General features: G+C 76.8%; 18 protein-coding genes. 8 read left to right on the forward strand and 10 right to left on the reverse strand.

Going from position 1 to position 25,344, the window contains the following annotated elements:
• Positions 1-42: 42 nt before the first annotated feature.
• Complete coding sequence (locus ACIRPH_RS05975) at positions 43-1,695, forward strand: glycosyltransferase (protein WP_402909909.1); 1,653 nt, start codon at positions 43-45, stop codon at positions 1,693-1,695.
• 228 nt (positions 1,696-1,923) lie between these two features.
• Here the strand turns inward: ACIRPH_RS05975 and pstS are convergent, their stop codons facing one another.
• Positions 1,924-3,078, reverse strand: coding sequence for a phosphate ABC transporter substrate-binding protein PstS (gene pstS, locus ACIRPH_RS05980; protein ID WP_402909911.1), 1,155 nt, complete (start codon positions 3,076-3,078; stop codon positions 1,924-1,926).
• A gap of 210 nt (positions 3,079-3,288) precedes the next feature.
• On the opposite strand from pstS, the gene treY reads away from it, so the two are divergent.
• Positions 3,289-5,682: a malto-oligosyltrehalose synthase gene (treY, locus tag ACIRPH_RS05985; protein ID WP_402909914.1), complete on the forward strand. Its 2,394-nt coding sequence runs from the start codon at positions 3,289-3,291 to the stop codon at positions 5,680-5,682.
• A 133-nt stretch (positions 5,683-5,815) separates the two neighbouring features.
• Here treY and ACIRPH_RS05990 read toward each other — a convergent pair whose 3' ends face one another.
• Positions 5,816-7,345 (reverse strand): serine/threonine protein kinase, encoded by a 1,530-nt coding sequence (locus tag ACIRPH_RS05990; RefSeq protein WP_402909917.1) that lies wholly within the window; start codon positions 7,343-7,345, stop codon positions 5,816-5,818.
• Between the two features lie 279 nt (positions 7,346-7,624).
• Between ACIRPH_RS05990 and ACIRPH_RS05995 the strand changes: the two genes are divergently transcribed.
• From ACIRPH_RS05995 to ACIRPH_RS06005, 3 genes are all read left to right on the forward strand, one after another.
• On the forward strand, positions 7,625-8,512 hold the full coding sequence (locus ACIRPH_RS05995) for a putative RNA methyltransferase (RefSeq protein WP_402909920.1): 888 nt from the start codon (positions 7,625-7,627) through the stop codon (positions 8,510-8,512).
• Between the two features lie 234 nt (positions 8,513-8,746).
• On the forward strand, positions 8,747-10,585 hold the full coding sequence (gene treZ / locus ACIRPH_RS06000; RefSeq protein WP_402909923.1) for a malto-oligosyltrehalose trehalohydrolase: 1,839 nt from the start codon (positions 8,747-8,749) through the stop codon (positions 10,583-10,585).
• Between the two features lie 98 nt (positions 10,586-10,683).
• Positions 10,684-11,508, forward strand: coding sequence for an alpha/beta fold hydrolase (locus ACIRPH_RS06005; protein WP_402911592.1), 825 nt, complete (start codon positions 10,684-10,686; stop codon positions 11,506-11,508).
• Positions 11,509-11,724: 216 nt separating this feature from the next.
• Here ACIRPH_RS06005 and erm read toward each other — a convergent pair whose 3' ends face one another.
• Positions 11,725-12,534, reverse strand: a complete 810-nt coding sequence (erm, locus tag ACIRPH_RS06010) for an ErmE/ErmH/ErmO/ErmR family 23S rRNA (adenine(2058)-N(6))-methyltransferase (RefSeq protein ID WP_402909926.1) — start codon at positions 12,532-12,534, stop codon at positions 11,725-11,727.
• Positions 12,535-13,323: 789 nt separating this feature from the next.
• Between erm and ACIRPH_RS06015 the strand changes: the two genes are divergently transcribed.
• Positions 13,324-14,025 carry a class I SAM-dependent DNA methyltransferase gene (locus ACIRPH_RS06015; RefSeq protein WP_402909929.1) on the forward strand — a complete coding sequence of 234 codons (702 nt, stop codon included), beginning with the start codon at positions 13,324-13,326 and terminating at the stop codon, positions 14,023-14,025.
• 229 nt (positions 14,026-14,254) lie between these two features.
• Here ACIRPH_RS06015 and ACIRPH_RS06020 read toward each other — a convergent pair whose 3' ends face one another.
• Positions 14,255-15,052: a phosphotransferase gene (locus ACIRPH_RS06020; protein WP_402909932.1), complete on the reverse strand. Its 798-nt coding sequence runs from the start codon at positions 15,050-15,052 to the stop codon at positions 14,255-14,257.
• 157 nt (positions 15,053-15,209) lie between these two features.
• The gene (locus ACIRPH_RS06025; RefSeq protein WP_402909935.1) at positions 15,210-16,478 is read right to left on the reverse strand and encodes an MFS transporter; all 1,269 of its coding nucleotides are present in this window, start codon (positions 16,476-16,478) and stop codon (positions 15,210-15,212) included.
• A gap of 73 nt (positions 16,479-16,551) precedes the next feature.
• On the opposite strand from ACIRPH_RS06025, the gene ACIRPH_RS06030 reads away from it, so the two are divergent.
• On the forward strand, positions 16,552-17,202 hold the full coding sequence (locus ACIRPH_RS06030; protein ID WP_402909937.1) for an ArsR/SmtB family transcription factor: 651 nt from the start codon (positions 16,552-16,554) through the stop codon (positions 17,200-17,202).
• Between the two features lie 183 nt (positions 17,203-17,385).
• Here ACIRPH_RS06030 and ACIRPH_RS06035 read toward each other — a convergent pair whose 3' ends face one another.
• Both ACIRPH_RS06035 and ACIRPH_RS06040 read right to left on the reverse strand, forming a co-directional pair.
• Positions 17,386-19,632: a DUF6351 family protein gene (locus ACIRPH_RS06035; RefSeq protein WP_402909940.1), complete on the reverse strand. Its 2,247-nt coding sequence runs from the start codon at positions 19,630-19,632 to the stop codon at positions 17,386-17,388.
• Between the two features lie 386 nt (positions 19,633-20,018).
• Positions 20,019-20,576: a pyridoxamine 5'-phosphate oxidase family protein gene (locus ACIRPH_RS06040; protein ID WP_402909943.1), complete on the reverse strand. Its 558-nt coding sequence runs from the start codon at positions 20,574-20,576 to the stop codon at positions 20,019-20,021.
• Between the two features lie 349 nt (positions 20,577-20,925).
• On the opposite strand from ACIRPH_RS06040, the gene ACIRPH_RS06045 reads away from it, so the two are divergent.
• Positions 20,926-21,579 (forward strand): response regulator, encoded by a 654-nt coding sequence (locus ACIRPH_RS06045; RefSeq protein WP_402909945.1) that lies wholly within the window; start codon positions 20,926-20,928, stop codon positions 21,577-21,579.
• A gap of 16 nt (positions 21,580-21,595) precedes the next feature.
• Here ACIRPH_RS06045 and ACIRPH_RS06050 read toward each other — a convergent pair whose 3' ends face one another.
• From ACIRPH_RS06050 to ACIRPH_RS06060, 3 genes are all read right to left on the reverse strand, one after another.
• A complete protein-coding gene (locus ACIRPH_RS06050) occupies positions 21,596-23,368 on the reverse strand; it encodes a GAF domain-containing protein (RefSeq protein ID WP_402909947.1) in 1,773 nt (590 codons plus the stop codon).
• A 145-nt stretch (positions 23,369-23,513) separates the two neighbouring features.
• On the reverse strand, positions 23,514-24,293 hold the full coding sequence (locus tag ACIRPH_RS06055) for an SDR family oxidoreductase (protein WP_402909950.1): 780 nt from the start codon (positions 24,291-24,293) through the stop codon (positions 23,514-23,516).
• 63 nt (positions 24,294-24,356) lie between these two features.
• Positions 24,357-25,241: a LysR family transcriptional regulator gene (locus ACIRPH_RS06060; RefSeq protein WP_402911595.1), complete on the reverse strand. Its 885-nt coding sequence runs from the start codon at positions 25,239-25,241 to the stop codon at positions 24,357-24,359.
• Positions 25,242-25,344 lie beyond the last annotated feature (103 nt).

The following is a 25,344-nucleotide window of genomic DNA, read 5'->3' on the forward strand; positions in this document are numbered from 1 at the left end:
TCTGTGTCACTGAATAAGCACGTAGGGTCTCATGTTGACGGGGTGTCCCACCGCGGGCGGGTCGAACGGGTCCTCACCCGCGTCTTCCGCAACGACTGGAGTGCGCTGACACCCCCCGAGATCGGCCGCTGGACCCCCGAGCTGAGCGTCAGCGTCGTCATGCCGGCCCGCGGCGGCCAGCGCCGGCTCGACCTCGCCCTGGCCTCCCTCGCGGCCCAGACCTACCCCGAGGACCTGCTGGAGGTCGTGGTCGTGGACGACCACTCCTCCCCCGGCCTGCGCCTGCCCCCGCTGCGCCCCGCCCGGTGCCGTGTCCTGAACGCCCCCGACGGCGGCTGGGGCGCGGGCTACTCCCGCGCCTACGGCGCCCACGCCAGCACCGGCGACATCCTCGTGTGGATGGACGCCGACATGGTCGCCGGCCCCGAGTTCGTCGAGGCCCAGGCCCGCTGGCACCACACGCACGCCGAGGCCGTCACCCTGGGCCGCGTCCGCTTCGCCGACGCCGGCCCCCGGACCCCCGAGGAGGTCCTGGCCCGCGTCCGGGCCGGGACCCTGCACCGGAGCCTGGACACCGGCCGCCGGCACGAGTGGGTCGAGTGCCTGCTCACCCAGAGCGACCGCCTGCGCGACGCCGACCACCTCGGCTTCCACGCCTACGTCGGCGCGGCGGCGGGCGTGCGGCGCAACCTGTACGAGGCCGCCGGAGGGGTGGACCCCGACCTCGACCTGGGCCAGGACACCGAGTTCGGCTACCGCCTCTGGCAGGCGGGCGCGGTCATGGTGCCCGAGCACGCCGCCACCGCCTGGCACGTGGGCCGCGCGGGCACCGCGCGCACCCGGCTGCCCTCCGAGCGCTTCCGCACCGAGGTGCTCGCCGAACTCATGCCCCACCCCCACGCCTACCGCGAACGCGTCCCCGCCCACCGGCGCCGCATCCCCCTGGTGCACGCCGTCGTCGACGTGTCCGGCGCCCCCTACGACCTGGTCCGCGGTTGCGTCGACCGGCTCCTGGACAGCGCCGAGACCGACCTGGCCATCACCCTGGTCGCCGACTGGGAGGGCGCACGCGAGGGGGGCGGCGCCCCCGGCGGCCCCCACCTGGACCTGCGCCTGGTCCAGGCCAACTACCTGCGCGAGCCCCGGATCTCCTTCGCCACCGCCGAGCCCCGCACCGGCTTCCCCTCGCCCTTCCTGCTCCAGGTCCCGGTGGCGTGGGGGCTGGGCCAGGTCGCCCTGTCGCGGCTGCTCGCCAGCGCCGAGCGCGCCCGGGCCGGGCTCACCGAGCTGTTCTCCGCCACCTCGCCCTCCCGCGACGCCGGCGTGCGCCTGTGGCGGACGCGGGCCCTGGCCCGGGCCATGCGGGTGTGCGGCGAGGAGGAGGACCTGGGGGACGTGGTCGCCGAGCTGCACGGCCGCTACCGCATCCACGCGGGCCAGGAGACCCTCACCGACCTGTCCCTGTACCGCTCGGTGCCGCCGCCGCCGCGCGCCGCCCCCGACACGGTCGCCGCCCCGTGCCCCCACGGGGACGCGGGGACCCGGGAGGGGGCGCCGGCGCCGGGCGCGCGGCGGGGCGGGCGGCGGCCGGTGGGCGCCCTGGTGAGGTCCGCCTGGCGCGGCACCCTGAGACGCCTGCGGCGCGAACGGGCGCACGGCCCCGCCGCCGGCCGGGACCCGGCCCAGGACGGCTGAGGCCGCTCCGGCCGTGCCAGGGGGAGGGCGTGCGGGATCCGGCCGTGCCAGGGCAGGTGGGGGAAGACACCGGCCCGGGGGCGGGCGGGCCCCGCACGCCCACCACGGCGCCCGGTGCCGTGACCGAGCGCGACGCGGTCCGTACGTAAGGTACCCGACGCCGAACGTCAAGCGGGCGCGCCGCAGGTCGGCGCGCCCGCTCGGTCCGCCCCGTGCCGGGCGGGGGCGTCAGTCCCGCGGGCCCACGGCGTCGATCGACGCCAGGAGCTGCTCGCGCAGGGTGTCGTTGACCGGTGTGGAGCCGGTCTCGGCGGAGGCCGCCTCCTGGCCCTCGGGGCTCACCACGTACCGCAGGAACGACTTGACGTTCTCCGCCTCGGTCGCGTCCGGGTACTCCTCGCACACGGTCTCGTAGCTGACCAGGACCAGCGGGTAGCTGCCCGCCTCGGTGGTGCCGTACTCCAGGTCCAGGGCCAGGTCGTGCTCGCTGGCGTTGTCCTCGCGGCGGGGGGAGTCGGCGACCACCTGGGCGGCGGCCTCGGGGGAGATCTCCACGAACTCCCCGCCGACCCCGATGTTCGCCGTGGACATCCCGTGCACGTGCGACATCTCCACGTACCCGATCGAGCCCTCGGCCCGCTGGACCGTGTCGGCGATGCCGCTGTTGCCCTGCGCCGACTCGCGCGGGGTGATCGGCCACTGGCCGCCCGCCTCGTGCGGCCAGGCGTCGGGGGCCGCCTGGCTGAGGTAGTTGGTGAAGTTCTCGGTGGTGCCCGAGTCGTCGGCGCGGTTGACCTGGGTGATCTCCAGGTCGGGGAGGTCGGCGTCGGGGTTGTCCTCGGCGATCTCCGGGTCGTCCCAGCGGGTGATGTCCTGGTTGAAGATCCTGGCGATGGTGTCCGGGCGCAGGTTCAGGGAGTCCACGCCCTCGAGGTTGAACACCACGGCGATGGCCACCACGTACGCGGGCAGGTTGATGGTGTTCGTCCCGCCGCAGCGCTCCATGGCGTCGCCGTTCTCGTCGGGGTCCATCGCGGCGTCGGTCCCGGCGAAGGCCACGGCCCCGTCGATGAACTGGTTGCGCCCCCCGCCCGACCCGATGGAGTCGTAGTACACGCGGGCGTCGTCGCACGCCGACTGGTAGCCCGCGATCCAGGTCGTCATCGCGTTCTCCTGGGCGCTGGACCCGGCGCCCGACAGGCTCCCGGAGAAGCATTCCAGGTCGTCGGGGACCGCGGGCGGGGCGGTTCCCTGGACCGCGTCGTCGCTTCCGCATGCGGTGGTCGCCAGCAGCAGACCGGCGAGCGCGGCCGAGGCCGCCCCCCGGTAGGCGCCGCGGTGGCGCGGGGCGCCGGTCTTGGTGTGCTTGTTGGACGGGAGCACGACTGCTTCTATCCCCTTCGTCGGTGTCGGTGGTCCTGGTCTCACCGCCGCGGCCGGTTCCCGGCACGTCGTCGCTGGTGATGGTCCACCGCCGAAGAATTTAACCATCGGTGGACCAACACCCCCAAAGCGCCCCCGTGTGGGATGGCGCTCACCGCCTGCGGTGACGGGCGTGCATGACACGCGGGCGGCGCGGGCACGGGTACGTGCGTGACGAGCACGCACAGTACGCCCACGACCGCCGCTCCGACGTCAACCTACCGCCTGCAGCTGGGCCCCGGGTTCACCCTGGAGGACGCCGCGGGTCTGCTGGACCACCTGGACCGGCTCGGGGTGGGCGCGCTCTACCTCTCACCGATCCTGACCGCCGCGCCCGGGTCCGACCACGGCTACGACGTGGTCGACCCCACCGCGGTCTCGCCCGTCCTGGGCGGCGACGCCGCCCGCGCGGCCCTGGCCGCCGGGGCCCGCGAGCGCGGCCTGGGCGTGGTCGTGGACATCGTGCCCAACCACATGTCCGTCGCCCGGCCCGACGCCAACCCCTGGTGGTGGGACGTGCTCGAACACGGGCGGGAGTCGGTGTACGCGCGCTGCTTCGACGTGGACTTCGACGCCGGCCCCGTCCTGGTCCCGGTGCTGGCCGACGAGGGGGACGGCGGGGCCGCGGCCCTGGACGACCTGTGCGTGGTCGACGGGAGCCTGGCCTACCACGACAAGCGCTACCCCCTGGCCCCGGGCACGTACACACCCGGCGACCGGGTCGGCGACGTCCACGGGCGCCAGCACTACCGGCTGGTGTCCTGGCGCCGCGGCGACTCCGAACTCACCTACCGCAGGTTCTTCGACGTGGACGGGCTGGCCGCCGTCCGCGTCGAGGAGCCGGGCGTGTTCGAGGCCACCCACGCCGAGATCCTGCGGTGGGCGGAGCTGGGCCAGCTCGACGGGCTGCGGGTGGACCACGTCGACGGACTCAGCGACCCCGGCGGGTACCTGCGCAGGCTCGCCGGGCGCTTCGGCGGGTGGGTGGTGGTGGAGAAGGTCCTGGCCCCCGGGGAGAGCCTGCCCCAGTCCTGGCCGGTCGCCGGGACCACCGGCTACGACGCCCTGCGGGAGGTGTGCGGGCTGTTCGTCGACCCGGCCGGCGAGGCCGCCTTCACCGCCCTGGCCCGGGAGCAGGGCGTGGAGGCGGACGCGCGGGCCCTCGACGAGGGGGCGCGCCGCCACGCGGCCACCGTGCTGCTGCGCGCGGAGGTGCGGCGCATCGCCGCCCTGCTGCCGCCCCGGGCCGGGGACCGTGCGGATCCGGACCCCGAGGGGGCGGCCCGCCGGGGCGAGGAGGCCGTCGCCGAGCTCCTGTGCGCCTTCGGGGTGTACCGCTCCTACCTCCCCGAGGGGGAGGCCGACTGGGCCGCGGCGGTGGCCGGGGCCGCCGGGCGGCGCCCCGACCTGGCCGCGGAGCTGGAGGACGTCGACCGGCTGGTGCGTGAAGACCCCTCCGGTGAGCCGGCCCGGCGCATCCAGCAGACCAGCGGCATGGTCGTGGCGATGGGGACCGAGAACACCGCGTTCTACCGGGGGACCAGGTTCGCGGCCCTGAACGAGGTGGGCGGCGACCCCTCGCGCTTCGCCGTGGACCCCGGCGAGTTCCACGAGGGGGCGGCCCGGAGGGAGGCCTCCCGCCCCGCCGCCATGACGGCCCTGTCCACACACGACACCAAGCGCTCCGAGGACGTGCGCGCCCGCCTGGCCGCCCTGTCCGAGACGGCGGAGGCCTTCACCGGCGCGGTGCGCCGCTGGACCGGGCGGTGCGCCCTGCCCGAGCCCGCGCTCAACCTGCTGGGATGGCAGACCCTGGTCGGGGCCTGGCCCATCGGGGAGGACCGCCTGGCCGAGTACCTGCTCAAGGCCGCCCGCGAGGCGCGCCTGGGCACCTCCTGGACCGACCGCGACGCCGGCTTCGAGGAGCGGGTGCGCTCGTGGCCCGGCCGGGTCCTGGGCGACCCCGTGCTGAGGGAGGAGGTCGCCGCGGCCGTGGAGTCGGTGCGCGGCGCGGGGTGGAGCAACTCCCTGGGCCAGAAGGCCGTGCAGCTGCTGGGCCCGGGGGTCCCCGACGTCTACCAGGGCACCGAGCTGTGGGACCACTCCCTGGTCGACCCCGACAACCGCAGGCCCGTGGACCACCGGGTCCGCGCCGAGGTGCTCGCCCGCCTGGAGGAGGGGTGGATTCCCCCCGTGGACGGGACCGGTGCGGCCAAGCTCCACCTGGTCCGCACCTGCCTGCGCCTGCGCCGGGAGCTGCGCCCCGCCGGCTACCTGCCGCTCACCGCCTCGGGGAGGGCCGCGGACCACGCCGTGGCCTTCGCCCGTACCTCGCGGGGGGCGCGCCACCCCGACGTGGTGGCGGTCGCCACCCGGCTGCCGCTGGGGCTGGCCGCGGGCGGGAGCTGGGCGGACACCGTCCTGGCCCTGCCCTGGGGCCCGGGGGAGTGGACCGACCGGCTCACCGGGCGCGTCCTCGCGCCCGCGCGCACCGACGGGCACACGTGCGCGCCGCTCGCGGAGCTGCTGGGGCGCTACCCGGTGGCCGTGCTGGTCCGCCGGTGACCGGCGCGGCCCGGGCGCCGCGGCGGTGCCCGGGCCGGCCGTCCCGGCGGTGCGCCCGTGCGCGCGGGGCGCCTGCACCGTCGGACCCCTCGGCGTCTCCGGGGCGGCGGCGCCCCCGTGCTCCCGGGGGCGCCTACCGGCCGAAGACGGGGAAACCGCAGTCCGGGAGGCCACGGGAGTAGAAGTAGGTCAGGCGCACCGGTGCGTCGAGGTCCTGGTCGGTGCCGGAGGCGGGCGTCTGGGACAGCACCTCGCATTCGGAGGGGAGGAAGTTCTGCCCCTCGCCCCAGGTCCGCCACTGCCCCTGGACGTTGGTGAACCCCCGCTCGCGCAGGACGTTCCTGGCACTGTGCGTCGTCATCCCCTCGACGTCGGGCACGGTGCCGTCGGTGGGGGCCGGCCCGCCACCGCCGCCGCCGTCCCCGCTGCCGCCGTCGTTCCCCTCCCCCGACCCGCTCCCGCCCGAGGGCGCGCCGTCGTCCCGCGGGGAGCCCCCGTCCTCCCCGTCCTCCTCCTCGTCGTCCTCCTCCCGTTCGGAGGCGCCCGGGGCCTGGTCGGAGGCCGAGGCGGGGGCCGTCGCGCCGGGGTCCCGGTCCCGTTCGGGCGCGGAGGGCCCGCCGCCGCCGCCGGAGGGCGTGCCCGCGGTCGGCGCGGGGGCCCCGGCGGCGGCCCCTTCCGCGGTCGGGGAGGAGCCGTCCGCCCCCGTCGGCGGGGACCACACCAGTGCCGCGGCCAGCAGCAGCGCGGCGGCCACCGCCATCGCGACGAACCCGCCCCGCCGGGACCACGCCCCCCGGGGTCCGGCCCTCCTGCTGCGCGTGCGCCGGGTCAGCACGGTCCGGTCCCCGGACGCGGCGTCCCGGCAGGCCGCCGCGAACTCCCGCGCCGAACCCCACCGGTCGCGCGGGTCCTTCTCCAGGGCGACGAGCACCACGTGCGCGACCAGGTCGGGGACGTGGTCGGGCAGCGGGGGCGGCTCGGCGTTCAGGTGGGCGGCGATGACGGAGGCGCGGTCGGCGGAGTCGAAGGGCGCTCTCCCGGCCAGGCACTGGTAGGCGACCGTGCCCAGCGAGTAGATGTCGGTGCGGAAGGTGAGCTCGCCCATGTCGAGCTGTTCGGGCGAGGCGTGGGAGAGGGTCCCCAGGGCGACGCCGGTCGAGGTCAAAGAGGTGGCGTCGTTGATCCGGGCGATGCCGAAGTCGACGAGCCTGACCTCCCCGTCCAGGTCGATGAGGATGTTGCCGGGTTTGATGTCGCGGTGGACGATGCCCTCGTCGTGCACGGTCTGCAGGGTCTGGGCGACCACGGCGGTGATCTCCATGGCCCGAGCGGGCGCCAGCGGGCCCTCGCGTCTGAGCAGCGCCGTGAGGGACTCCCCCTCGACCAGCTCCATCACCAGGTAGGCGAGCTTCTCGCCGTCCACGACCGTCTCGCCGTGGTCGTAGACCTCCGCGAAGCCGGGCCCCCTGAGCCTGGCCGCGGCCCTGGCCTCGCGCTCGAAGCGCCTGCGGGCGCCCTCGGCGTCCTGGAGGGCGGTGTCGCGCAGCAGCTTGACCGCGACCGGTCTGTCCAGGCGCAGGTCGTGGCCCCGCCAGACGGTTCCCATGCCGCCTGCGGCGATCACTTCATCGAGTCGGTAGCGGTCCGCGACGGGGGGTTTCACGCGTGCTCCTTGCGGGTGGAGGGCGAGGACGCCTCAAGGGGGATGGGGCTGCGAGGTCGACGGTGACTACGATCTCAGATACCCGGCGACGGGAGGTGGTTGCGCCCTCCCGCGCGGGAATCGGCGCGGCCCGCCCCGGCCGGCCGGCGGATCCCGCCGCCCGGGCCGCCACGGGGCCCGCCGTGCCCCCCGCCTGCCGCCCCCGGCGGGGGCCGGGCCCGCCCCGTCCGTCCGCCGCCCCGCCCCGGTCCGGGCGAGGGGATAGGCTGAGCGGCGATCATGGCGCAAGCGAACACCACACACCACACCGGCCCCGGGCTGCGGATGCCCGACACCGTCGCGGCCCTCCTGGCCTGCCCCGCCTGCGGCGAGGGCCTGCGCCCGGACCTGCGCGGCCTCGCCTGCGCCGCGGGGCACAGCTTCAACGTGGCCCGGGAGGGCTACGCGAGCCTGCTCACCGGGGCCACGCCCCCCGGGACCGGGGACAGCAAGGAGATGGTCGCCGACCGCCTGCGCTTCCAGCAGGCCGGGCACTACGACTTCGTGGGGGAGGCCCTCGCCGGCGCGCTGCGCCGCGAGCTCGAGGCCGCCGCCCCGGTCGTGGTCGACGTCGGCGGCGGGACCGGCCACTACCTGACCCGGGTCCTGGACGCCCTGCCCGGCGCCGTGGGGCTGACCGCGGACGTGTCCAAGTGGGCCGCCCGCCGGGCCGCGCGCGCACACGTGCGCGGCGGCGCCGTCACCGCCGACGCCTGGCGCGGCCTGCCCCTGCGCGGGGACTCCGCGCACGCCGTGCTCAACGTGTTCGCGCCGCGCAACGCGGCGGAGTTCCACCGGGTGCTGCGCACCGACGGCCTCCTGCTCGTCGTCGTCCCCGCCGCCGACCACCTGGCCGAACTGCGCGCCCCGCTGGGACTGCTGGAGGTGGACCCGCGCAAGGACGAGCGCCTGGCGGAGTCCCTGCACGGACACTTCGCACCGGTCGGCGCACAGGAGCTGGGGACGGCCATGGCGCTCTCCCACGAGGACGTGGCGACCGTCGTGGGCATGGGGCCCAGCGCCCGCCACATCGGCGCAGAGGAACTGCGCGCCCGCGTCGGCCGGCTCCCCGAGCCGTGCACCGTCACCGCGTCGGTACGGCTGCACGCCTACCGCCCCCGGGCCTGAGACCCCGCCCGGACGCGGCCCCGCTCCCGGCATCCGCCGGCCGTGCCCAGGGCCCCGCCGGGCGCCCCTTCCCGGCGCCGGGCGCGTGCCCGTCCGCCCCCGGCCTCCCACCCCGCCGGGGAACCCCCGGAGCGGCTCCCGGGGCGCGGCCCGCACGGGACCGCTCGCACGGGACCGCCCGCACGGTGGCCGGCCCCGCGGGTGACGGGGACGGCCGGGGGGTACACACCCTGCGTGAGCGCACCGGACACCACCCCGACCACGGCCCGGCCCCCCGCCGACACCGGTCTCGGCGTCCACGGCGACTTCGCCGTGTGGGCCCCCCGACTGGAGAGGGTCCGCCTGAGTGTGGCCCCCGGGACGGGCGCCGGGGGACCGGGCGGCTACCCCGCCCCCGGGGCGCGCGTGGTCCCCATGGAACGGGGCGCCGACGGCTGGTGGCGGGCCCGCGTCGAGGGGGCCGGCCCCGGCACCGAGTACGCCTACCTCCTGGAGGACGACCCCGCCCCCCTGCCCGACCCGCGCTCGCGGGACCAGCCCCACGGCGTGCACGGCCCCAGCCGCGTGCACGACCACGCGGCCTTCGGGTGGACCGACGCCTCCTGGACCGGCCGGGCGCTGCCCGGCGCGGTCCTCTACGAGCTCCACGTGGGCACCTTCACCCCCGAGGGCACCCTCACCGCCGCCGTCGGCCGGCTGGACCACCTGGTCGACCTGGGCGTCACCCACGTCGAGCTGATGCCCGTCAACGCCTTCGACGGCACCCACGGGTGGGGATACGACGGGGTGCTGTGGGCGGCGGTCCACGCCCCCTACGGAGGCCCCGACGCCCTCAAGGCCCTGGTGGACGCCTGCCACGCCCGGGGCCTGGCCGTGCTCCTGGACGTCGTCTACAACCACCTGGGCCCCTCGGGCGCCTACCTGCCGCGGTTCGGCCCCTACTTCCGCGGCGAGAACGCCTGGGGCCCCTCCCTCAACCTGGACGGCCCCGACTCCGACCCCGTGCGCCGCCACGTCCTGGACAACGCCCTGGGCTGGCTGCGCCACTACCACCTGGACGGGCTGCGCCTGGACGCGGTCCACGCCCTGCGCGACGACCGCGCCCTCCCCCTGACGGCCGAACTCTCCGCCGAGGCCGACGCCCTGTCCGCGGCCCTGGGGCGCCCGCTGTCGCTCATCGCCGAGACCGACCGCAACGACCCCCGCACCGTCCTGCCCCGCGAGGCGGGCGGCCTGGGGATGACGGCGCAGTGGTCCGACGACCTGCACCACGCGCTGCACGTGGCCCTGACGGGTGAGACCCACGGCTACTACGGCGACTTCGCCGACCCCGGGGCGCTGCCCGGCACGCTCGGCCGCGTGTTCTGGCACGCCGGCACCTACTCGAGCTTTCGCGGGCGCACCCACGGGGCTCCCGTGGACACCGCCCGCGTCCCCGGGCACCGGTTCCTGGCCTACCTCAGCACCCACGACCAGATCGGCAACCGGGCGCGCGGCGACCGCATGGGCGAACACCTCTCGCCCGGCCTGCTCGTGTGCGGCGCCGCCCTCGTGCTGTGCTCGCCGTTCACCCCCATGGTCTTCATGGGCGAGGAGTGGGGCGCCACCACGCCGTGGCCGTTCTTCGCCTCCTTCGGGGACCCCGCGCTGGCGGAGGGGGTGCGCGCGGGCCGCCGCCGCGAGTTCGCCGCCCTGGGGTGGGACGAGGAGGAGATCCCCGACCCGATGGACCCCGCCACGCGCGACGGGGCGGTCCTGGACTGGACCCAGCCCGCGACCGGGCCCCACCGGTCCGTCCTGCGGGCCTACCGGGAGCTCATCGCGCTGCGCCGCCGCGAACCCGAGCTGTCCGACCCGCGGCTGGACCGCTTCGCGGTGACCGCCGAGGGGGACGGCCGCAGGCTGGTCCTGGTGAGGGGCGGTCTGCGGGTGGCGGTCAACCTGGACCCCGGCGGCGCCGAGGTGGAACTGGACGCCGCCCCCCGCGAACTCGTCCTGGCCAACGGCGCCGCGCGGCTCTGCGGCACCGCCGTCGCGCTGCCCGGGGAGTGCTTCGCGGTCCTGCGGGTGTGAGCCGGAGGGCCCGCGCCGACGGTCACCGGTCCTCCCTAGGCTGGCTGCTCCCGGTACCGGGCCTCCGGCGCCGGGACGGTTCGACAGAAGGGCTCATGATGACCGAAGGCGACTGGAGGCTCGGCCGCAGGTTCGAGGCGCCCAACGGGACGGTCCACTGGGACAGGTTCGGTGACGGCGACCCCCTCGTGCTCCTGCACGGCACCCCGTTCTCGTCCTACGTGTGGCGCCACGTGGTCCGCGCCCTCGGCGACCGGTACACCGTCCACGTGTGGGACATGCCCGGCTACGGCGCCTCCGCCAAGTACGAGGGGCAGGACGTGTCCCTGCCCGCCCAGCAGGCCGCGTTCACCGCCCTGCTCGGCCACTGGGGGCTGGAGCGGCCCGCCGTGGTCGCCCACGACTTCGGCGGCGCGGTGGCCCTGCGCGCCGCCGTGCTCGACGGGGTGGCCTACGAGCGGCTCGCCCTGGTGGACGCGGTGAGCGTGCGCCCCTGGGGCAGTGAATTCTTCCGCCTGGTCAACGCCAGTGCGGACGTGTTCGCCGCGCTCCCGCCGCACCTGCACGAGGCGCTGGTGCGCGCCTACGTGGCCTCGGCGGCCCACCGCGAACTGCGCGCCGGGACCCTGGACGCGCTGGTGCGGCCCTGGCTGGGGGAGGAGGGGCAGCCCGCGTTCTACCGTCAGATCGCCCAGGCCGACGAGCGCCACACGGCCGAGGTGGAGGACGGGTACGCCCGCCTCGACCAGCCGACCCTGGTGGTGTGGGGGCGGCAGGACACCTGGCTGCCCCCTGAACGGGGGGAGCGGCTGGCCGCCGCGATCCCGGGCGCCCGCCTCCGGCTCGTCGAGGGCGCCGGGCACCTCGTCCAGGAGGACGCGCCCGCCGAACTCGTCGCCGCGCTCCTGGCCTTCCTGCGCTGAGGCCGGGTCCGGGAGCCGCCCCGGCCCCGGCGGGCCGCTCCGGCAGGGCGCCCGGCGTCCCCCGTCGCGGGGCGGGGCCGTGGACGGCGAGGCGCCGCCGGTGTACCGGGGCCGGTGCGCCTCCGTGCAGGGGCCGCCCCGCGCGGGGCGGCCCGACACCTCATCGCCGTCGCGCCACCCGGCTTCGGCCCGCCCCGCGGGGGCGGTCTCCCCCGGTCACCGCCCCCGGGGGTCCAGCACGTCGAACACCTCCAGCCACTGATCGGGGGAGACGTGGCCGACGGGGGCGCCCCGGGCCACCCCGGCCGCCTCCAGGGCGCGGTCCACGCGGCGCGCCGGGTGGGCGCGGCGCAGGGACGCCCCCAGGGAGCCGCCCGCCCCGCCGAAGCCGAGTTCGACCATGCGCCGGTACCCGCCCATCCTCCCCGGGTCCACCAGGGGCGTGCGGCGGCGCCGCAGCACCAGCAGCCCGGCGTCGACCCGGGGCACGGGGCGGAACCGGTGGCGGTCGATCCGCCCGGCCAGGGACCACGACCACTCGGGCCACGTGCTCACGGTCAGCAGGCTCCACCTGCCGAACCCGCCGGTGCGCTTGCGCGCGTACTCCAGCTGGGTGACCAGGGTGGCGGAGGTCAGGTGCGGGGCGGCCAGGCACCAGCGCACGATGTCGGCGGTGCGCGCGTAGGGGATGTTGCCGACGACGGCGAAGTCCTCGCGCGGGGGGCGCACACGGGTGAAGTCGGCCCGCGTGACGCGGACGCCCCGCTCGGGATCGCGGTAGCGGGCGGCCAGGCGCTCGGCCAGGCGGGGGTCGAGCTCGTAGGCGAGCACCCGGCGTGCGGCCGGGGCCAGGAAGCGGGTGATGGCGCCCTCTCCGGGCCCCACCTCCACCACCAGGTCCCGGGGCCCCACCCCGGACACGCGCACCACGTGGCGTGCGGCGCCGGGGTCGGCGAGGAAGTTCTGGGACAGGCGGCGCCGGTTGTCGCGGGCGTTCGTCCGGGAGGGTCGTTCGGTTCGTGCCACAGGAAGGTCCGTTCCGGCCACGCGGGGTGGCGGACGAGGACGGGCAGCACGAACGGGCACGCCGGAAGGCGTGCGGGTGAAGGGGTCCGGGCAGCCCGTCCGTGGGAAAGGGGACGCGACTGGGCCTGGACCGGCGGGCCACACGGGTGGGACCGCCCCGGCGCGGCCACCGGGGCCGCGGGGCGGCGCCGCGGGGAGCGCGGGGCGGAAGGGGGCGCGTACGCGAAGCGGGGCGGTCGGCGCGGGTCCCCGAGGGGACCGGAGCCGACCGGGGCCCGGCCTACCGGTGCAGGCGGGCCGACCGGAGGCGCTTGGCGTACGGGTGGGCGTTCACCGACCAGGCGAGCGCCCCGTCGAAGATCGCGTGGCAGGAGGACATGGGATGCACCGTAGGAGGGCGCGCAGGGGCGCCGCAACCGGTTTTCCGCCTCCCCGCTCCCGCCCCCACGACCCCGCTCCCGGCCGGGCGCCTCCCCGGACCGGGACGCCCCGGTCGGCGCCGGCGCGGACGTGTCCGCCGCGCTCTCGCCGCACCCGCACGGTGCGCCGGTGCGCCGGAGCCGTTCCTCCTGCGCCGTGCGCCCCGGTGCTGCGGCACCTCGGCTCCCGCGCTGCAGGGTCCCCGCGGCGGGGCGGCCCCTCCCGCGGGGCGCGGCCTTCCCGTACGGGGACTCTCCCGCACGGGAGGGGCCGCGCGCGAGCGGTGCCCGCCCCGGGCCCGTCCGGCAGCGGTCACGGGACGCGAAAAGCGTTCGCGGCCCGGCCCCGGGCCGCGCCATACTCGGCCCCATGCCTGATTTCGCGGACTTCGACACCCGCCACTACCGCACCGTGGACCCGGCCACCGGCTACGACGGCTGGTCGGCGACCTATGAGGGCTCGGTCCTGGACGCCATGGACCTCGGACTGCTGGAGGGGCTCACCGTCCCCGACTGGTCGGCCGTGACCGCCGCCGCCGACCTCGGCTGCGGGACCGGGCGCACCGGCTCCTGGCTGCGGGCGCGCGGGGTCGCCCGGATCGACGGCGTCGACATCAGCTCCGGGATGCTGGACCTGGCCGGGAAGCGGGGCGTCCACGACACCCTGACCCTGGGAGACGTGCGCGACACCGGCCTGCCGGGGGGCGCCTACGACCTGGCCGTCGCCTCGCTCATCGACGAGCACCTGCCCGACCTGGCCCCGTTCTACGCCGAGGCCTTCCGGCTGACCCGGCCCGGCGGCGCCTGCGTGCTGGTCTCCTACCACCCGCACTTCTCGATGGTCTCCGGGATGCCGACCCACTACACCGACGCCTCCGGCGAGCACATCGCCATCACCACGCACGTCCACCTGATCAGCGACCACGTACGCGCCGCGACGGCCGCCGGCTGGACCCTGGCCGAGCTCTCCGAGGGCACGGTGGACGACACGTGGGTGGCGGCCAAGCCCACGTGGGAGAGGTTCCGGGGGCACCCGGTCTCGGCGGCCTACGTGTGGACCAGGCCCGCCTGAGCCCTCCGCGCCGCCGCGGAGGGCTCCCGGAGCCGGGGGGCGCCTGCCGGGCCGGTCGCGGCGGGGTCCGGGGGAGCTCCGGGGCCGGCCCCGCCGCCCACCGCGCGGACCGGTCGGCCCCCTTCCGTGCCGGGGGCCTGCGCCGCACGCGGGCCCGGCCGAGCGCGCCCGACGGCCCTCCTGGTCGTCATCCTGCGCCGCACGCGGGCGCGGGCCCGGCCGCAGGCGCTCACGTGGCGGCGGACCCCCCGGGGCCGGTCAGCGCCGCCAGCCACACCTCCCGGTGGCGCCCGACGTAGTCGGCGGCCGGCCCCCAGTGGTCGGCGTGCCCCTGCGCGTGCAGCCGCGCCCAGGGCTGGGCGCCTGTCCGGCCACCCTCCTCCAGCAGGTCGTACATGCCCCGCACCCGGTGCAGGATCGCGTCTGGCAGCTCACGGCGCTGGGCGTCGTCGCACCCGTAGCCGTCGGCGAGGGCGCGCAGCCGCGGGGCGTCCGCCCCGGGGTCGCCGCCCGCGTGCAGCGGCACGAACCCGTGCGCCGCGTAGCCCAGGTCGCCCATCCGGGTGCCCGGCCCCGCGCCGTCCCAGTCGATGAAGGTCCAGTCGTCGCCGTCGCGCACCAGGTTCCACGGCGCGAGGTCGTAGTGGCAGAGCACCTCCCCGTGCGGGTCCGGGGTCGCGATGTCCCACTCCGGTTCCCCGTCCGGGCGGAAGCCGGCGGTGAGGTCGTGCAGGCGCCGGATGATCCCGCCCAGACGGCGGAGTTCGGCCCCCGTCAGGGGCGGCAGGGTGTCGGCCGTCGCGCCGGGGCGGTAGCCGAGCACCTGGCGCCCGCGGGCGTCCGCGCCCAAGGAGACCGGGGAGGCCTCGAAGGAGCACCCGTGCAGGTACCGCAGCAGGGACGCCACCGACCGGGACGAACGCGTCCACGGCTTGCGCACGGTCCGCCCCACCCGTACGACCCCGTCGGCGACGTTGCCGCCCTCCAGGACCTCTTCGCGCTGGTCCCGGTGTTCTGGTTCGGTCATCGCAGCAGTATCCCCGGGGACGCCCCGGGGCGCAGGTGGTTTTCCCGCGCCGCACCGCGGCCCGGGGAGGGGCGCTCCTCTGCGCGCCGCGCGGGCTCAGGCGCTTCGCCCTGCGCTTCGAGCTGATCGGGGACCTCCCCTCCCCGCGCTCGCGGGCTCAGGTCACGGCGGTGGCGCGCCCGGCGCCGCCCAGGTCGGTCTCGCTCAGCGCGAACTGCCACAGGAACAGGGCCAGGGCCAGCGCGCCCATGCCTGCGAACACGGCGGTCAGGCCGAAGAACTGCGCGATCAGCCCGCCCGCGGCGGCGCCCAGCGGGAGCGTGCCCCAGGCCAGTAGCCGGTAGGCGCTGTTGAGCCGTCCGAGCAGGTGGTCGGGGGTGACCCTCTGGCGCAGCGACACGGTGACCACGTTCCACACCGAGAGGCCCACCCCGCCGACGAAGAAGCCCGCCCCGACCGCGAGAGGGTCGGCGGTCAGCGCCGGGACCCCCACCAGGACGGCGAAGGCGAGCGCGCACACGCGCAGGGACCAGGCCCGGCCCAGGAGGCGCTCGACGTGCTCGGCGGTCAGGGCGCCGAGCACGCTGCCCGCCGCGGCGGCGGTCAGCAGCAGCCCGTAGGCGGGCTCGGACAGGCCCATGGGGGAGTCGGGGCCCACCGCGAACAGCACCATGACGGTGAAGGCGGCGTTGGAGGAGAAGTTGCTCAGGCCCACCATGGCGGCGAGGGTGCGCAGGGTCCGGTGGCGCCACAGGAACCGCAGCCCCTCGGCGATGTCGGTGCGCATGGCGGTGGGTGCGGCGCGTTCGATCCGGAAGCTCCCGCGCACCAGGACCAGTGCGCCGGCCGCGACCAGCCACAGGGCGGCGGGGGCGGCGAAGGCGGCGGCCACGCCCAGGGCGACCAGGAGCCCGCCCAGGGGCGGTCCGGCGAACTGGTGGGCGGTCAGTTCGACGGCGTACAGGCGCCCGTTGGCGCGGGAGAGCCGGTCGCGGCCGACCACCTGGGGCAGGATCGACTGGGCCGAGGTGTCGTGGAGGGTCTCGGCGGTCCCGACGCCCAGTGCCACCGCGTAGAGCAGCCAGACCGACCCCAGGTCCAGGGCCAGCGCCGCGGCCAGGCCGGCGAGGAGCAGCCCGCGCGCGAGGTCGGCGCCGACCATGAGGCGGCGGCGGTCGTACCGGTCGGCGAGGGCGCCGGCCGGGAGGGACAGGAGCAGCCAGGGGATCGTCAGCGCGAACGCCACGCCCGCGATCAGGGTGGGGGAGTCGGTGAAGCGCAGGGCGGCCAGGGGCAGCGCGATCTTCAGGATCCCGTCGGCGAGGTTGGAGAGCCCGGAGGAGGTCCACACGGTCCAGAACCGGCCTCCGAGGCGCCGGGGACCGGTGGTGGGCGGGGGGTCGGAAAGGGGGGCGGTCTCCGTCATGGGTCGAGCCTGGCAGGGCGATTGATTTAAATCAATCGATTTCACGTTTGTCGATCGTTGCTACGCTGGCCCCATGGGAGAACGGGCTGGTGAGGACGGGACCGGGACGCGGGCGCAGGGGGAGGCGCCCCCCGCGCGCAAGAGGCGTCCGGCCACCGTCAAGGAGGTCAAGGCCCTCTCCCACCCGCTGCGGATCCGCATCCTGCGGCTGTGCGCGGTGCGGGAGCTCACCAACCGGGAACTGGCCGACCGGCTCGACACGACCCCGGGCACGGTCCTGTACCACGTCCGCCAGCTCGTGGACTCGGGCCTGCTCGTGCCCGCGCCCGTGCGCACCGGGGCGAGCGGGGCCCTGGAGAAGCCCTACCGGGCCACCGGGGAGTCCTGGTGGCTGGACGGGCCGCTGATCGACGCGGGCGACGACGCGGCCGACGCCCCGGTGGAGGCCCTGCGGCAGGAGCTGGAGGAGGCCGGGCCGGACTCGGTCCGCGACTACGCGCGGTTCGTGCTGCACCTGTCCGACGAGGACCGGGACGAGCTGGGCCGGCGCGTCCTCGCCGTCCTGGACGAGTACGTGCTCACCGAGCACGAGCGGCGGGGGCGGCCCGCTTACGGCGGGGCGTTCCTGCTGCACGCCCTGTCCGAGCGGGACCGGTCCGGGGACGGGGGGACCGCGCCCCGCGAGGGGGAGGCCGGGCCGGGCCCGGACGGCGCCGGCCGCTAGCGGGCCGCCCGGAGCGCGCCGCCGCAGGAGCGGGCCCCGGACCCGTCGGCGGGCGCGGGGCCCTCGGGGCAGGGGCGGATCCGCCCCTCCGCCCCACCCCGCCGCCGGGCGCCGCCTGCCGGGCTGCGGCCGGCCCCGTGTCCCGGGGCTGCTGTCCCCGTCTCCCCGGCGGTCCGGTACGGGTCAGAAGCGCAGCCAGGTGCCCGCGAGCCCCTGCTGTCCCCGTCCGGGGGCCGACCAGTCGCACACCCCGTCGGCGAACACCCGCGCGGCGCGCTCCGCCTGCCCGGGGGTCAGGTCGGCCGGGTGCTCCGCGGCGTCGAAGGGGACCAGGCGGCACGCGACCACGTCCAGGGCCAGGGGCGCGCCCGCGACCAGCCGGGGCGAGGCGTGCACGGGGTAGGCGTCGGCGCACACGTCCCCCCGCCCGGCGGTGAGCGGGAGCTGCTCGGCCACCACCCGGCGGGCGGGGTCGCCCACCCAGCACGAGTCGGCGAGCCACTCCGGGCGCGCGGCGCGCACGTGGTCGATGGCGGGGCGGGCGGGGTCGGCGGCGGCGCGCTCCCGCACCCCGCTCGCCCAGGCGTCGAGTTCGGCCAGGGCCCTGCCGGCCACCGGGGCGGAGGAGGAGAACCCGCCGCGCCCGCCCCGCTCCACGAGCATCACGTGGTTGTCGGCCGTGCCGTTGGCGGCGAGCAGGCGCTCGCGCAGCGAGAACGAGTGGAAGCGCATGTGGATGCTGCCGCCCGGGACGTCGTCCTCGTAGGCGCGGTGGTCCACGACGGGGATGTCGGCCAGCCCGCCGCCCCCGTTGAGGAGGCGGCCGGTGCGGTAGGCGGCGACGGTGGCGCCGGGGTCGGCCTCGGTGCGCCCGTCCACCACCCGGCCGTCGGCGTCCAGACCGCCCACGTGCTCGTTCAGGTGCAGGAACTGGTCGGCGTCGATCGTGCCGTCCAGGAGGGCCCCCAGGCCGTACTGGACGCCGACGTTGTCCAGGGGGCGGCGCGGCAGACCGGTCGCGGGATCGGTCCCGTAGACGTTGCCGGTGTGCGCGTACAGCTCGCAGCGCGCCCCGCCGGGGTTGGTCTCGGGGTGGTGGCGCACCCGTTCGGGCATCCGGTCCGGGCACACGCCCGCGGGGTCGACGCGGTCGGCCTCCCCGGCGAGCTTGCCGATGGCGTCCCAGCGCCCGAACCCGGACACGGCGCGCTGCTCCTCCCGGCTCAGGGCGCCGGGGTGCTCGCGTGCGTACTCGTGCAGCAGCAGGGCGTCGGTGGCCGTCGGCACCACGGAGAAGGCGACGTCGGGGAAGGAGTGGGAGACCAGCAGGCCGTCCAGCAGCCCCGGCTGGTTGTCGCCGATCTGGTGCGCCTGGTAGGCGCCCCCGGAGGAGCCCCAGCCCAGGGTCAGGTCGGGGGCGCCGTGGGTGAGGGAGAAGCGCTGGACCACGGCGGCCGCGGTCTCGGCGGCCAGCAGGTCGTTGCAGTTGTTGCCGAACACGTTGAGGGAGGCGGAGGCCACCGCGTACCCCTGCGAGAGCATGCCGTGGTCCAAGACCCCGGCGGTCCTGGCCCCCTGGACGTACCAGCCGCCCGCGCACCCGCCGCCGAACGTGTACACCAGGCGGCGGTTCCAGCCCCGCGGCGGCTGCCACGGGTCGGGGTCGGGGCCGCCGGGGGTGTACAGCAGCGCCGTCTCGTAGACCGACCTGTTCACGGTGCCCGTCTCGACGCGGACGGTGTAGGGGACCCTGTGCCCGGTGGAGGTGGTGGTCCGGGCGGCGTCGTCGGGCACCCGGTCGGGGTCGGCCATGGGGGCCCAGGCCCCTTCCGCGGTGCGGTACATGTGGCGGACCACGGTCGGGGCCGAGCAGTCGGGGTCCAGGGGCGGGCCGAGGGTGCCGCCGCCGTGCAGCTCGAAGCGCTCGGTGTCGCACACGAAGGGCTCCTGGTGGGGGCCGGAGAAGACCGGGCCCGTGAGGGGGTGGGCGGTGACGGTGACCCTGGCCGTCACCGGGGCGGCCCCCTCCCGTGCGCTCCCCGCGTCCCCGGGCGCCCGGGCGGTCAGGACGGTCTCCCCCCGGGGCAGCCCGGAGACCAGGCCCTCCAGGGCGGGGGCGCCGTCGGCCAGGCGCACCGTGCGCAGCGCGGGGGTGGCGTCGGCGCCTCCCGCGTCCAGGCGGACGTCGGCGGCGGGCACGGAGGGGGAGGGCACCACCCTGACCAGGACGGTGTCGCCCATGACGGTGTCGGGGCGGGAGGAGAGCACCTCCAGGGAGAGCGGTGCGTCGGCGTCGCGGGGGGACTCGGGGGCGGCGGGACGGGCCCACGGTCCCGCCAGCAGGGGCGCGCCGGAGACGGTGAGGAGGACGGTCGCTGTGGCGGCCGCCGCGGCGCCCAGGAGCGCGCGGCCCCGCGGGCCCGCCCTCACGCGCGTCCGGGGCGGTCACAGGGGAGCGGGCCTCGCGCAGGGGGTCGGCCGTGTCCTGCGGGGCGGGCGCGTCGGACCGCGTCCCCGGGGACGCGGCAGGGGCCGAGCCGCGGCCCGGGGTGCGGCAGGCCGGGCCCCGGCGCCCCGGGGGCGGGGTGCGCGCAGGGGGCGGCCGGACCCCGGCGACGGCGGGGGGAGCCCGTGGCGCAGCGGGCCTGAAGGGGTGGATGTGCTCCCATGACGGATTCGGTACCCGTAACCGGACAGGCCGAACGCCCGGTACGGACAAGGCTGGGGGGATGTTCGCCGACGCCCGGGTGGCGCACCGGTGGCCGGGCCCGCCGGGGGCCCCGGGCCGGCGGGCGGCGCGGCCGCCGCCCGCCGGCTCAGGGCCGGTGGACCCGCCGCCCGCTCACCCGGCCCGGGACGAGCTTGAGGATCTGATCGCGCTCGCCCGCCGCCCAGGGCAGGGGCAGGCGGCCCTGCGGGATGCGGGCCAGCTCGTCCGCGTCGCGGACCCACCTGCACCGCCCGCTGGCCAGGACGCTCCACCCGTCACGGCGCTCCTCGTCGAAGAGGTCGACCTGGAAGGCGGCGTGGCCGCGCGCGTAGCGCATCACGGTTCCCGCCAGGGTGGTGCGGAACACCACCGTGTCGTTGAACAGCGCGTAGTTGACCGGAAGGACCGTCGGGGCGGCGTCCCCGTCGATGGTGAAGGCCACCCGGCCGATGTCGCGGGTGCCCATCAGGTTGAGGCAGGTCTGCCGCTCCAGCACCGTGAAGCTCGCCCCGTCGTCCCCCTCGGCGACGTCGGCGCCCTCCATCAGCTCCTGTTCCTCCGCGAGCCGGTCGGTCCCCGCGTAGTCGTCCGCCTCCCGCTGCGCGGGCGGTGCGACCGTTCCCCGATCCTGGCCCGGCGCCCCGGCGCCGCGTGATCCGTCCATGACAGGCTCCCCGAAGTCGGTGCCCTCGTTTCCGTCCACCGCCATTCTCGCCGGTCCCGGCCCCGAAGGCGTGGACCGCCGGCCCCCCGTCCGGCGGCGGAGGTCCCTCCTGTGCGATTACCCGGGGGGACGCAGGGCTCAAACAGAACGGGACGTTCGACTCATATGGCATGAATCTTCGCTGGCTAGGCTGGGTGGACGGGAGCCTGCCGCCCGCCCCGCCCCTCTCGGGGCCGGAGCACCCCCACCGCGGGTGCCCGACAATGGGCACGCGGCGGCGGGCGACCCCGACCCAGGGCGGACGGGCCGCCTCGGGCCCCGTGCCCAGCGCTGAGGAGGTGCCCGCCCGATGGGTGGAGACAGAACGATCCGGGTGTTCCTGGTGGACGACCACGAGATCGTCCGGCGGGGTGTGGGATCACTCCTGGACGAGGAGGACGGCATCGAGGTGGTCGGCGAGGCCGGGACGGCGGCGCAGGCGCTGGCGCGGGTTCCCGCGCTCGCCCCCGACGTGGTCGTGCTCGACGTGCGCCTCCCCGACGGCGACGGCGTCACCGTGTGCCGGGAGATCCGCTCCCTGCTTCCCGACACCCGCATGCTCATGCTGACGTCCTACTCCGACGACGAGGCGCTCTACGGCGCGGTCATGGCCGGGGCGTCCGGGTACATCCTCAAGCAGATCCACGGCACCGACCTGGTCGGAGCGGTGCGCACGGTCGCCGACGGGCGCTCCCTCCTGGACCCCGAGTCCACCTCGCGCATGCTCAAGCGGCTGCGCGAGGAGGCGGTGCGCAAGGACCCGCTCAGCGAACTCACCGAGCAGGAGCGCCGCGTCCTGGAGCTCATCGGCGAGGGCCTCACCAACCGCGAGATCGGCGCGCGGATGTACCTGGCGGAGAAGACCGTCAAGAACTACGTCTCCAGGGTTCTGGCCAAGCTCGGGATGGCCCGGCGCACCCAGGCCGCGGCCTACGCGGTGCGGCTGTCCATGGACCAGGGGTAGGCGGCCCCCGCGGGCCTCACCCGCGGACCTCCCCGGCCCCGCCGGTGCGGCGGAGCGGCACCGACCACTCGACGCACGCCCCACCGCCCGGAGCGGAGGCCACCGCCAGGCGGCCGCCCAGCTCCTCGGCCCGGGAGGCCGCGTTGCGCAGCCCGCTGCGCGAGACGCCCTCGGCGATGCCCCGGCCGTCGTCGCTCACCCGCAGGACCAGCTCCTCGCCCACGGACAGCTCCACGTCCACGGCGGTGGCCCGCGCGTGGCGGGCCGCGTTGGACAGCAGCTCGCGCAGCACCGCCACCAGGTGCTCCCCGACCGCCTCGTCCACCGCGTTGTCGATCGGCCCCTGCGTGAGCAGGCGGGGCGCGAACCCCAGCGTCTCCGAGGCGGAGTTGACCAGGTCCAGCACCCGCGACCGCAACCAGGGGCCCTCCTCGCCCGAGCTCTGGAGCGCGAAGATCGTGGAGCGGATCTGGCGGATGGTCTCGTCCAGGTCGTCGACCGCGTTCTGCACCCGCTGGGAGGAGGCGGTGTCGTCGATGCGGCGCACGGTGCCCATCAGGGTGATGGCGGTGGCGTACAGGCGCTGGATGACCGTGTCGTGCAGGTCGCGCGCGATGCGGTCGCGGTCCTCCAGCACGCTCAGGCGCTCGGAGTCCAGGCGGGCCTCGGCCAGCTCCAGCGCGACCGCAGCCTGGTCGGCGAACGGCGACAGCATGCTCAGCCAGCTGCCCTGGAACTCCCCGCCGTCCCGGCCCCGGGCGAGCACGAGCACGCCCCGCGCCCCGTCCGGGGGGCCGAACGGCAGCACCAGCACGGGCCCCACCCCCAGCCGGGTCAGGAAGCCGGCCCCCTCGCCGTCCGAGGCCGACACGTCGGTCTGGACGGGTTCGCCGCTGCGGTAGACGCGCCCCAGCAGGGTCTGGGGCGCGCACGTGAGCGTGGCCCCCCGCGCCCCGGCGGCCACGGCCCCGCTGTGCTTGTCGGGCCCGTCCCACACCCGCACGGTGAGGGTGTCGGGCTCCTCGCCCGGCATCGCGATGACCGCGAGGTCGGCGTCGACCATCCCCCGGGCGCGGCGCGCGACCAGGCGCAGCACCTCCTCGGGCGGGGCGCCGGACAGCAGCCGGGTGGTGATCTGGCCCGAGGCGTCCAACCAGGTCTCCCGGCTCTGCGTCTGGGCGAAGAGCTGGGCGTTCTCGATGGCGGTCCCCGCCGCGGTGGCCAGGGCGCGCAGCAGGAGCTCGTCGTCCCCGGTGAACTCCGCGCCGTCGCGCTTGTCCGTCATGTACAGGTTGCCGAACACCTGGTCGCGGATGCTGATGGGCACGCCGAGGAAGGTGTGCATGGGCGGGTGCCCGGCCGGGAACCCGCGCGACTCTGGGTGGTCGCGCACGTCGCGCAGGCGCAGGGGGCGCGGTTCCTTGATGAGCAGGCCCAGCACGCCCTCGCCCTTGGGCCAGTGCGCGATGCCCGCGATCTCGTGCGGTTCCAGGCCCACGGGGATGAAGCGGCTCATCTCGCCGTCGGGGCCGATCACGCCCAGGGCGCCGTAGCGCGCGTCGACCAGGCTGGCGGCCGTCTCGGTGATGCGCACCAGCAGGGGGTCGAGTTCGAGTCCCTCCCCGATGGAGACCACCGCCTCCAGGAGCGTGTGGATGCGCTCCTGGCCGGCGGAGATCTCGCTCAGCCGCGACCGGACCTCGTCCAGGAGGTCGTCGAGCCGGACCTGGGGGAGGGACAGCCGGTCCTGCCCGTGGTGGGCGGTGCGGACGCCGTCCGTCTGGCTCATGGGGCTCTTTCCGGCAGCGGTCGAAGGGCTCGCCCCCGAGTCTAGGGCCAGGCCCCGGACGGGCGCGGTCGGCCTCTCCCCACCGGGCCGGCCCCGGGCCCGGCGGGGAGGGGCCCGCCGGGCCCTCGGCGGCCGTCCGGCGCGCTCAGGCGGAGATGCCGCCGTCGCTGTGCAGGAGCTGGCCGTTGACCCACGCCCCCCGCGAAGAGCACAGGAAGTCCACCAGGTCGGCGGTGTCCTCGGGGGTGCCGAGCCGCCCCAGGGGGGTGTGGTCGGCGCACTCCTCCCGCGTCTGCTGCGACATCCAGCCGGTGTCGACGGGGCCGGGGTTGACGGCGTTGGCGGTCACCCCCAGGTGGGCGAGTTCGCGCGCGCAGGCCAGGACGATCCGGTCCAGGGCGCCCTTGCTCGCCCCGTAGGGCAGGTTGCCGACCGTGTGGTCGCTGGTCAGGGCGACGATCCGCCCCGTCCCGTGCGCCCCGCCGAAGCGGAGCCCGAACTCGCGGACCAGCTGCCAGGTGGCGCGCGCGTTGACCGCGAAGTGGCGGTCGAAGGACTCCACGGTGGTGTCCAGCAGGCCCGAGTCGACCGACTCGCAGTGGGCCATCACCAGCGCGGTGACGGGGCCCAGGCGCTCCTCGGCCTCGTCGAAGATCCGGGCGGGGGAGGCCGGGTCGGCCAGGTCGGCCTCCACGGAGTGGGCCGCCGCGCCGCGCTCGGCCAGTGCGTCCAGGGTGGCCCGGGCGGCGCCGGGCTCCACGCCCCAGTCCATGCGCGCGTCGTAGGGGGTCCAGTGGGTGAAGGCCACGTCCCAGCCCGAGGACGCCAGCCGGCGGGCGATCGCCGAGCCGATGCCGACGGTGCGGCCGACCCCGGTGATGAGGGCGACCGGCCGGGCGGGGGAGGAGGGCGGTGAGAAGGTCATGCGGCCATCGTGGCGCGGCGTGCGCGGCGGGGCAACGGGATTACCGGGCCCCGGCGCGGCGGCTCAGCCCGTCAGACCGGGGATGATGCGCGGCCCCACCCGCCGCACGTAGTCGCGGAACAGGGCCACGGCCGGGGGCTCGTACCCGCCGCCCGAGCCCCCGCGCGGCCAGACCACCCCGATCGGCCGGTCCGCGCCCCCGCCCAGGACCGGCAGCTCCACCGTCCCGGCCAGCGGCCCGCGCGGGCGGGCGGGGAGCACCGACACCCCCAGGCCCGCCGCCACCAGGCCGCGCGCGGTCGAGATGTCGTCGGCCTCGAACGCGACCCGGGGGGTGAACCCCGCCCGGTCGAGCAGCCGGTCGGTCAGGTGGCGCACGCCCCGGCCCGGTTTGAGCAGGACGAACTCCTCCTCGGCCGCCGCCACCGCCGCCACCCCCCGCCGGGATCGCGCCAGGGCGTGCCCCTCGGGCACCACCAGCCGCAGCGACTGCGTGTGCAGCACCGCGGACGCCAGCCCCCCGCCCGAGGGCAGCGGGGAGGTCAGGGCGAGGTCGGCCCCGCCGGAGGACACGCGGTCCAGCGACTCCGCCCACGGCTCCTGGGTCAGCGAGAACCGCACCCCCGGGTGCTCGGCGCGAAACCCCCGCAGCAGCACCGGCACCACTTCCACCCCCAGCGTGGGCAGGAACGTCAGCGCCACCCGCCCCTCCTCGGCGCCGGTCAGCTCCGCCATCCCCCTGCGCAGGTCGTCCAGGGCACGTTCCACGTGCGGGAGCAGGATCCGGCCGGCGCGGGTCAGCCGCACCCCGCGTCCGGTCCGCTCCACCAGGGCGATCCCCAGCTCCTCCTGGGCCCGCGCCAGGGCCCGGCTCAGCGTCGGCTGGGGCACCCCCAGCGTCTCGGCCGCCAGGGTGACGTGCTCGGTCCCGGCGACCGCCGCCACCATCCTCAGCCTGGGCGCCAGGACCCGGGCGAGTGCGTCCGCGTCCGGCTCCCGGGCCCCGGCCGCGCGCCCGTGCCGCCCCGCCCGCTCCGACCCCTCCGCATGT

It is taken from the genome of Nocardiopsis sp. NPDC101807 (assembly GCF_044766605.1).
Taxonomy (GTDB): Bacteria; Actinomycetota; Actinomycetes; order Streptosporangiales; family Streptosporangiaceae; genus Nocardiopsis; species Nocardiopsis tropica.

Bases quoted from the DNA above. Each gene is read 5' to 3' on its own strand.
- ACIRPH_RS06030 (WP_402909937.1), top strand. From the start codon at position 16,552: ATGGGAGAACGGGCTGGTGAGGACGGGACCGGGACGCGGGCGCAGGGG.
- ACIRPH_RS06015 (WP_402909929.1), top strand. From the start codon at position 13,324: ATGCCTGATTTCGCGGACTTCGACACCCGCCACTACCGCACCGTGGAC.
- ACIRPH_RS06055 (WP_402909950.1), bottom strand. From the start codon at position 24,293: ATGACCTTCTCACCGCCCTCCTCCCCCGCCCGGCCGGTCGCCCTCATC.
- ACIRPH_RS06050 (WP_402909947.1), bottom strand. From the start codon at position 23,368: ATGAGCCAGACGGACGGCGTCCGCACCGCCCACCACGGGCAGGACCGG.
- ACIRPH_RS06045 (WP_402909945.1), top strand. From the start codon at position 20,926: ATGGGTGGAGACAGAACGATCCGGGTGTTCCTGGTGGACGACCACGAG.
- ACIRPH_RS06005 (WP_402911592.1), top strand. From the start codon at position 10,684: ATGACCGAAGGCGACTGGAGGCTCGGCCGCAGGTTCGAGGCGCCCAAC.
- ACIRPH_RS06020 (WP_402909932.1), bottom strand. From the start codon at position 15,052: ATGACCGAACCAGAACACCGGGACCAGCGCGAAGAGGTCCTGGAGGGC.
- ACIRPH_RS06025 (WP_402909935.1), bottom strand. From the start codon at position 16,478: ATGACGGAGACCGCCCCCCTTTCCGACCCCCCGCCCACCACCGGTCCC.
- ACIRPH_RS05995 (WP_402909920.1), top strand. From the start codon at position 7,625: ATGGCGCAAGCGAACACCACACACCACACCGGCCCCGGGCTGCGGATG.
- ACIRPH_RS06060 (WP_402911595.1), bottom strand. From the start codon at position 25,241: ATGGTGGCGGCGGTCGCCGGGACCGAGCACGTCACCCTGGCGGCCGAG.
- ACIRPH_RS06040 (WP_402909943.1), bottom strand. From the start codon at position 20,576: ATGGACGGATCACGCGGCGCCGGGGCGCCGGGCCAGGATCGGGGAACG.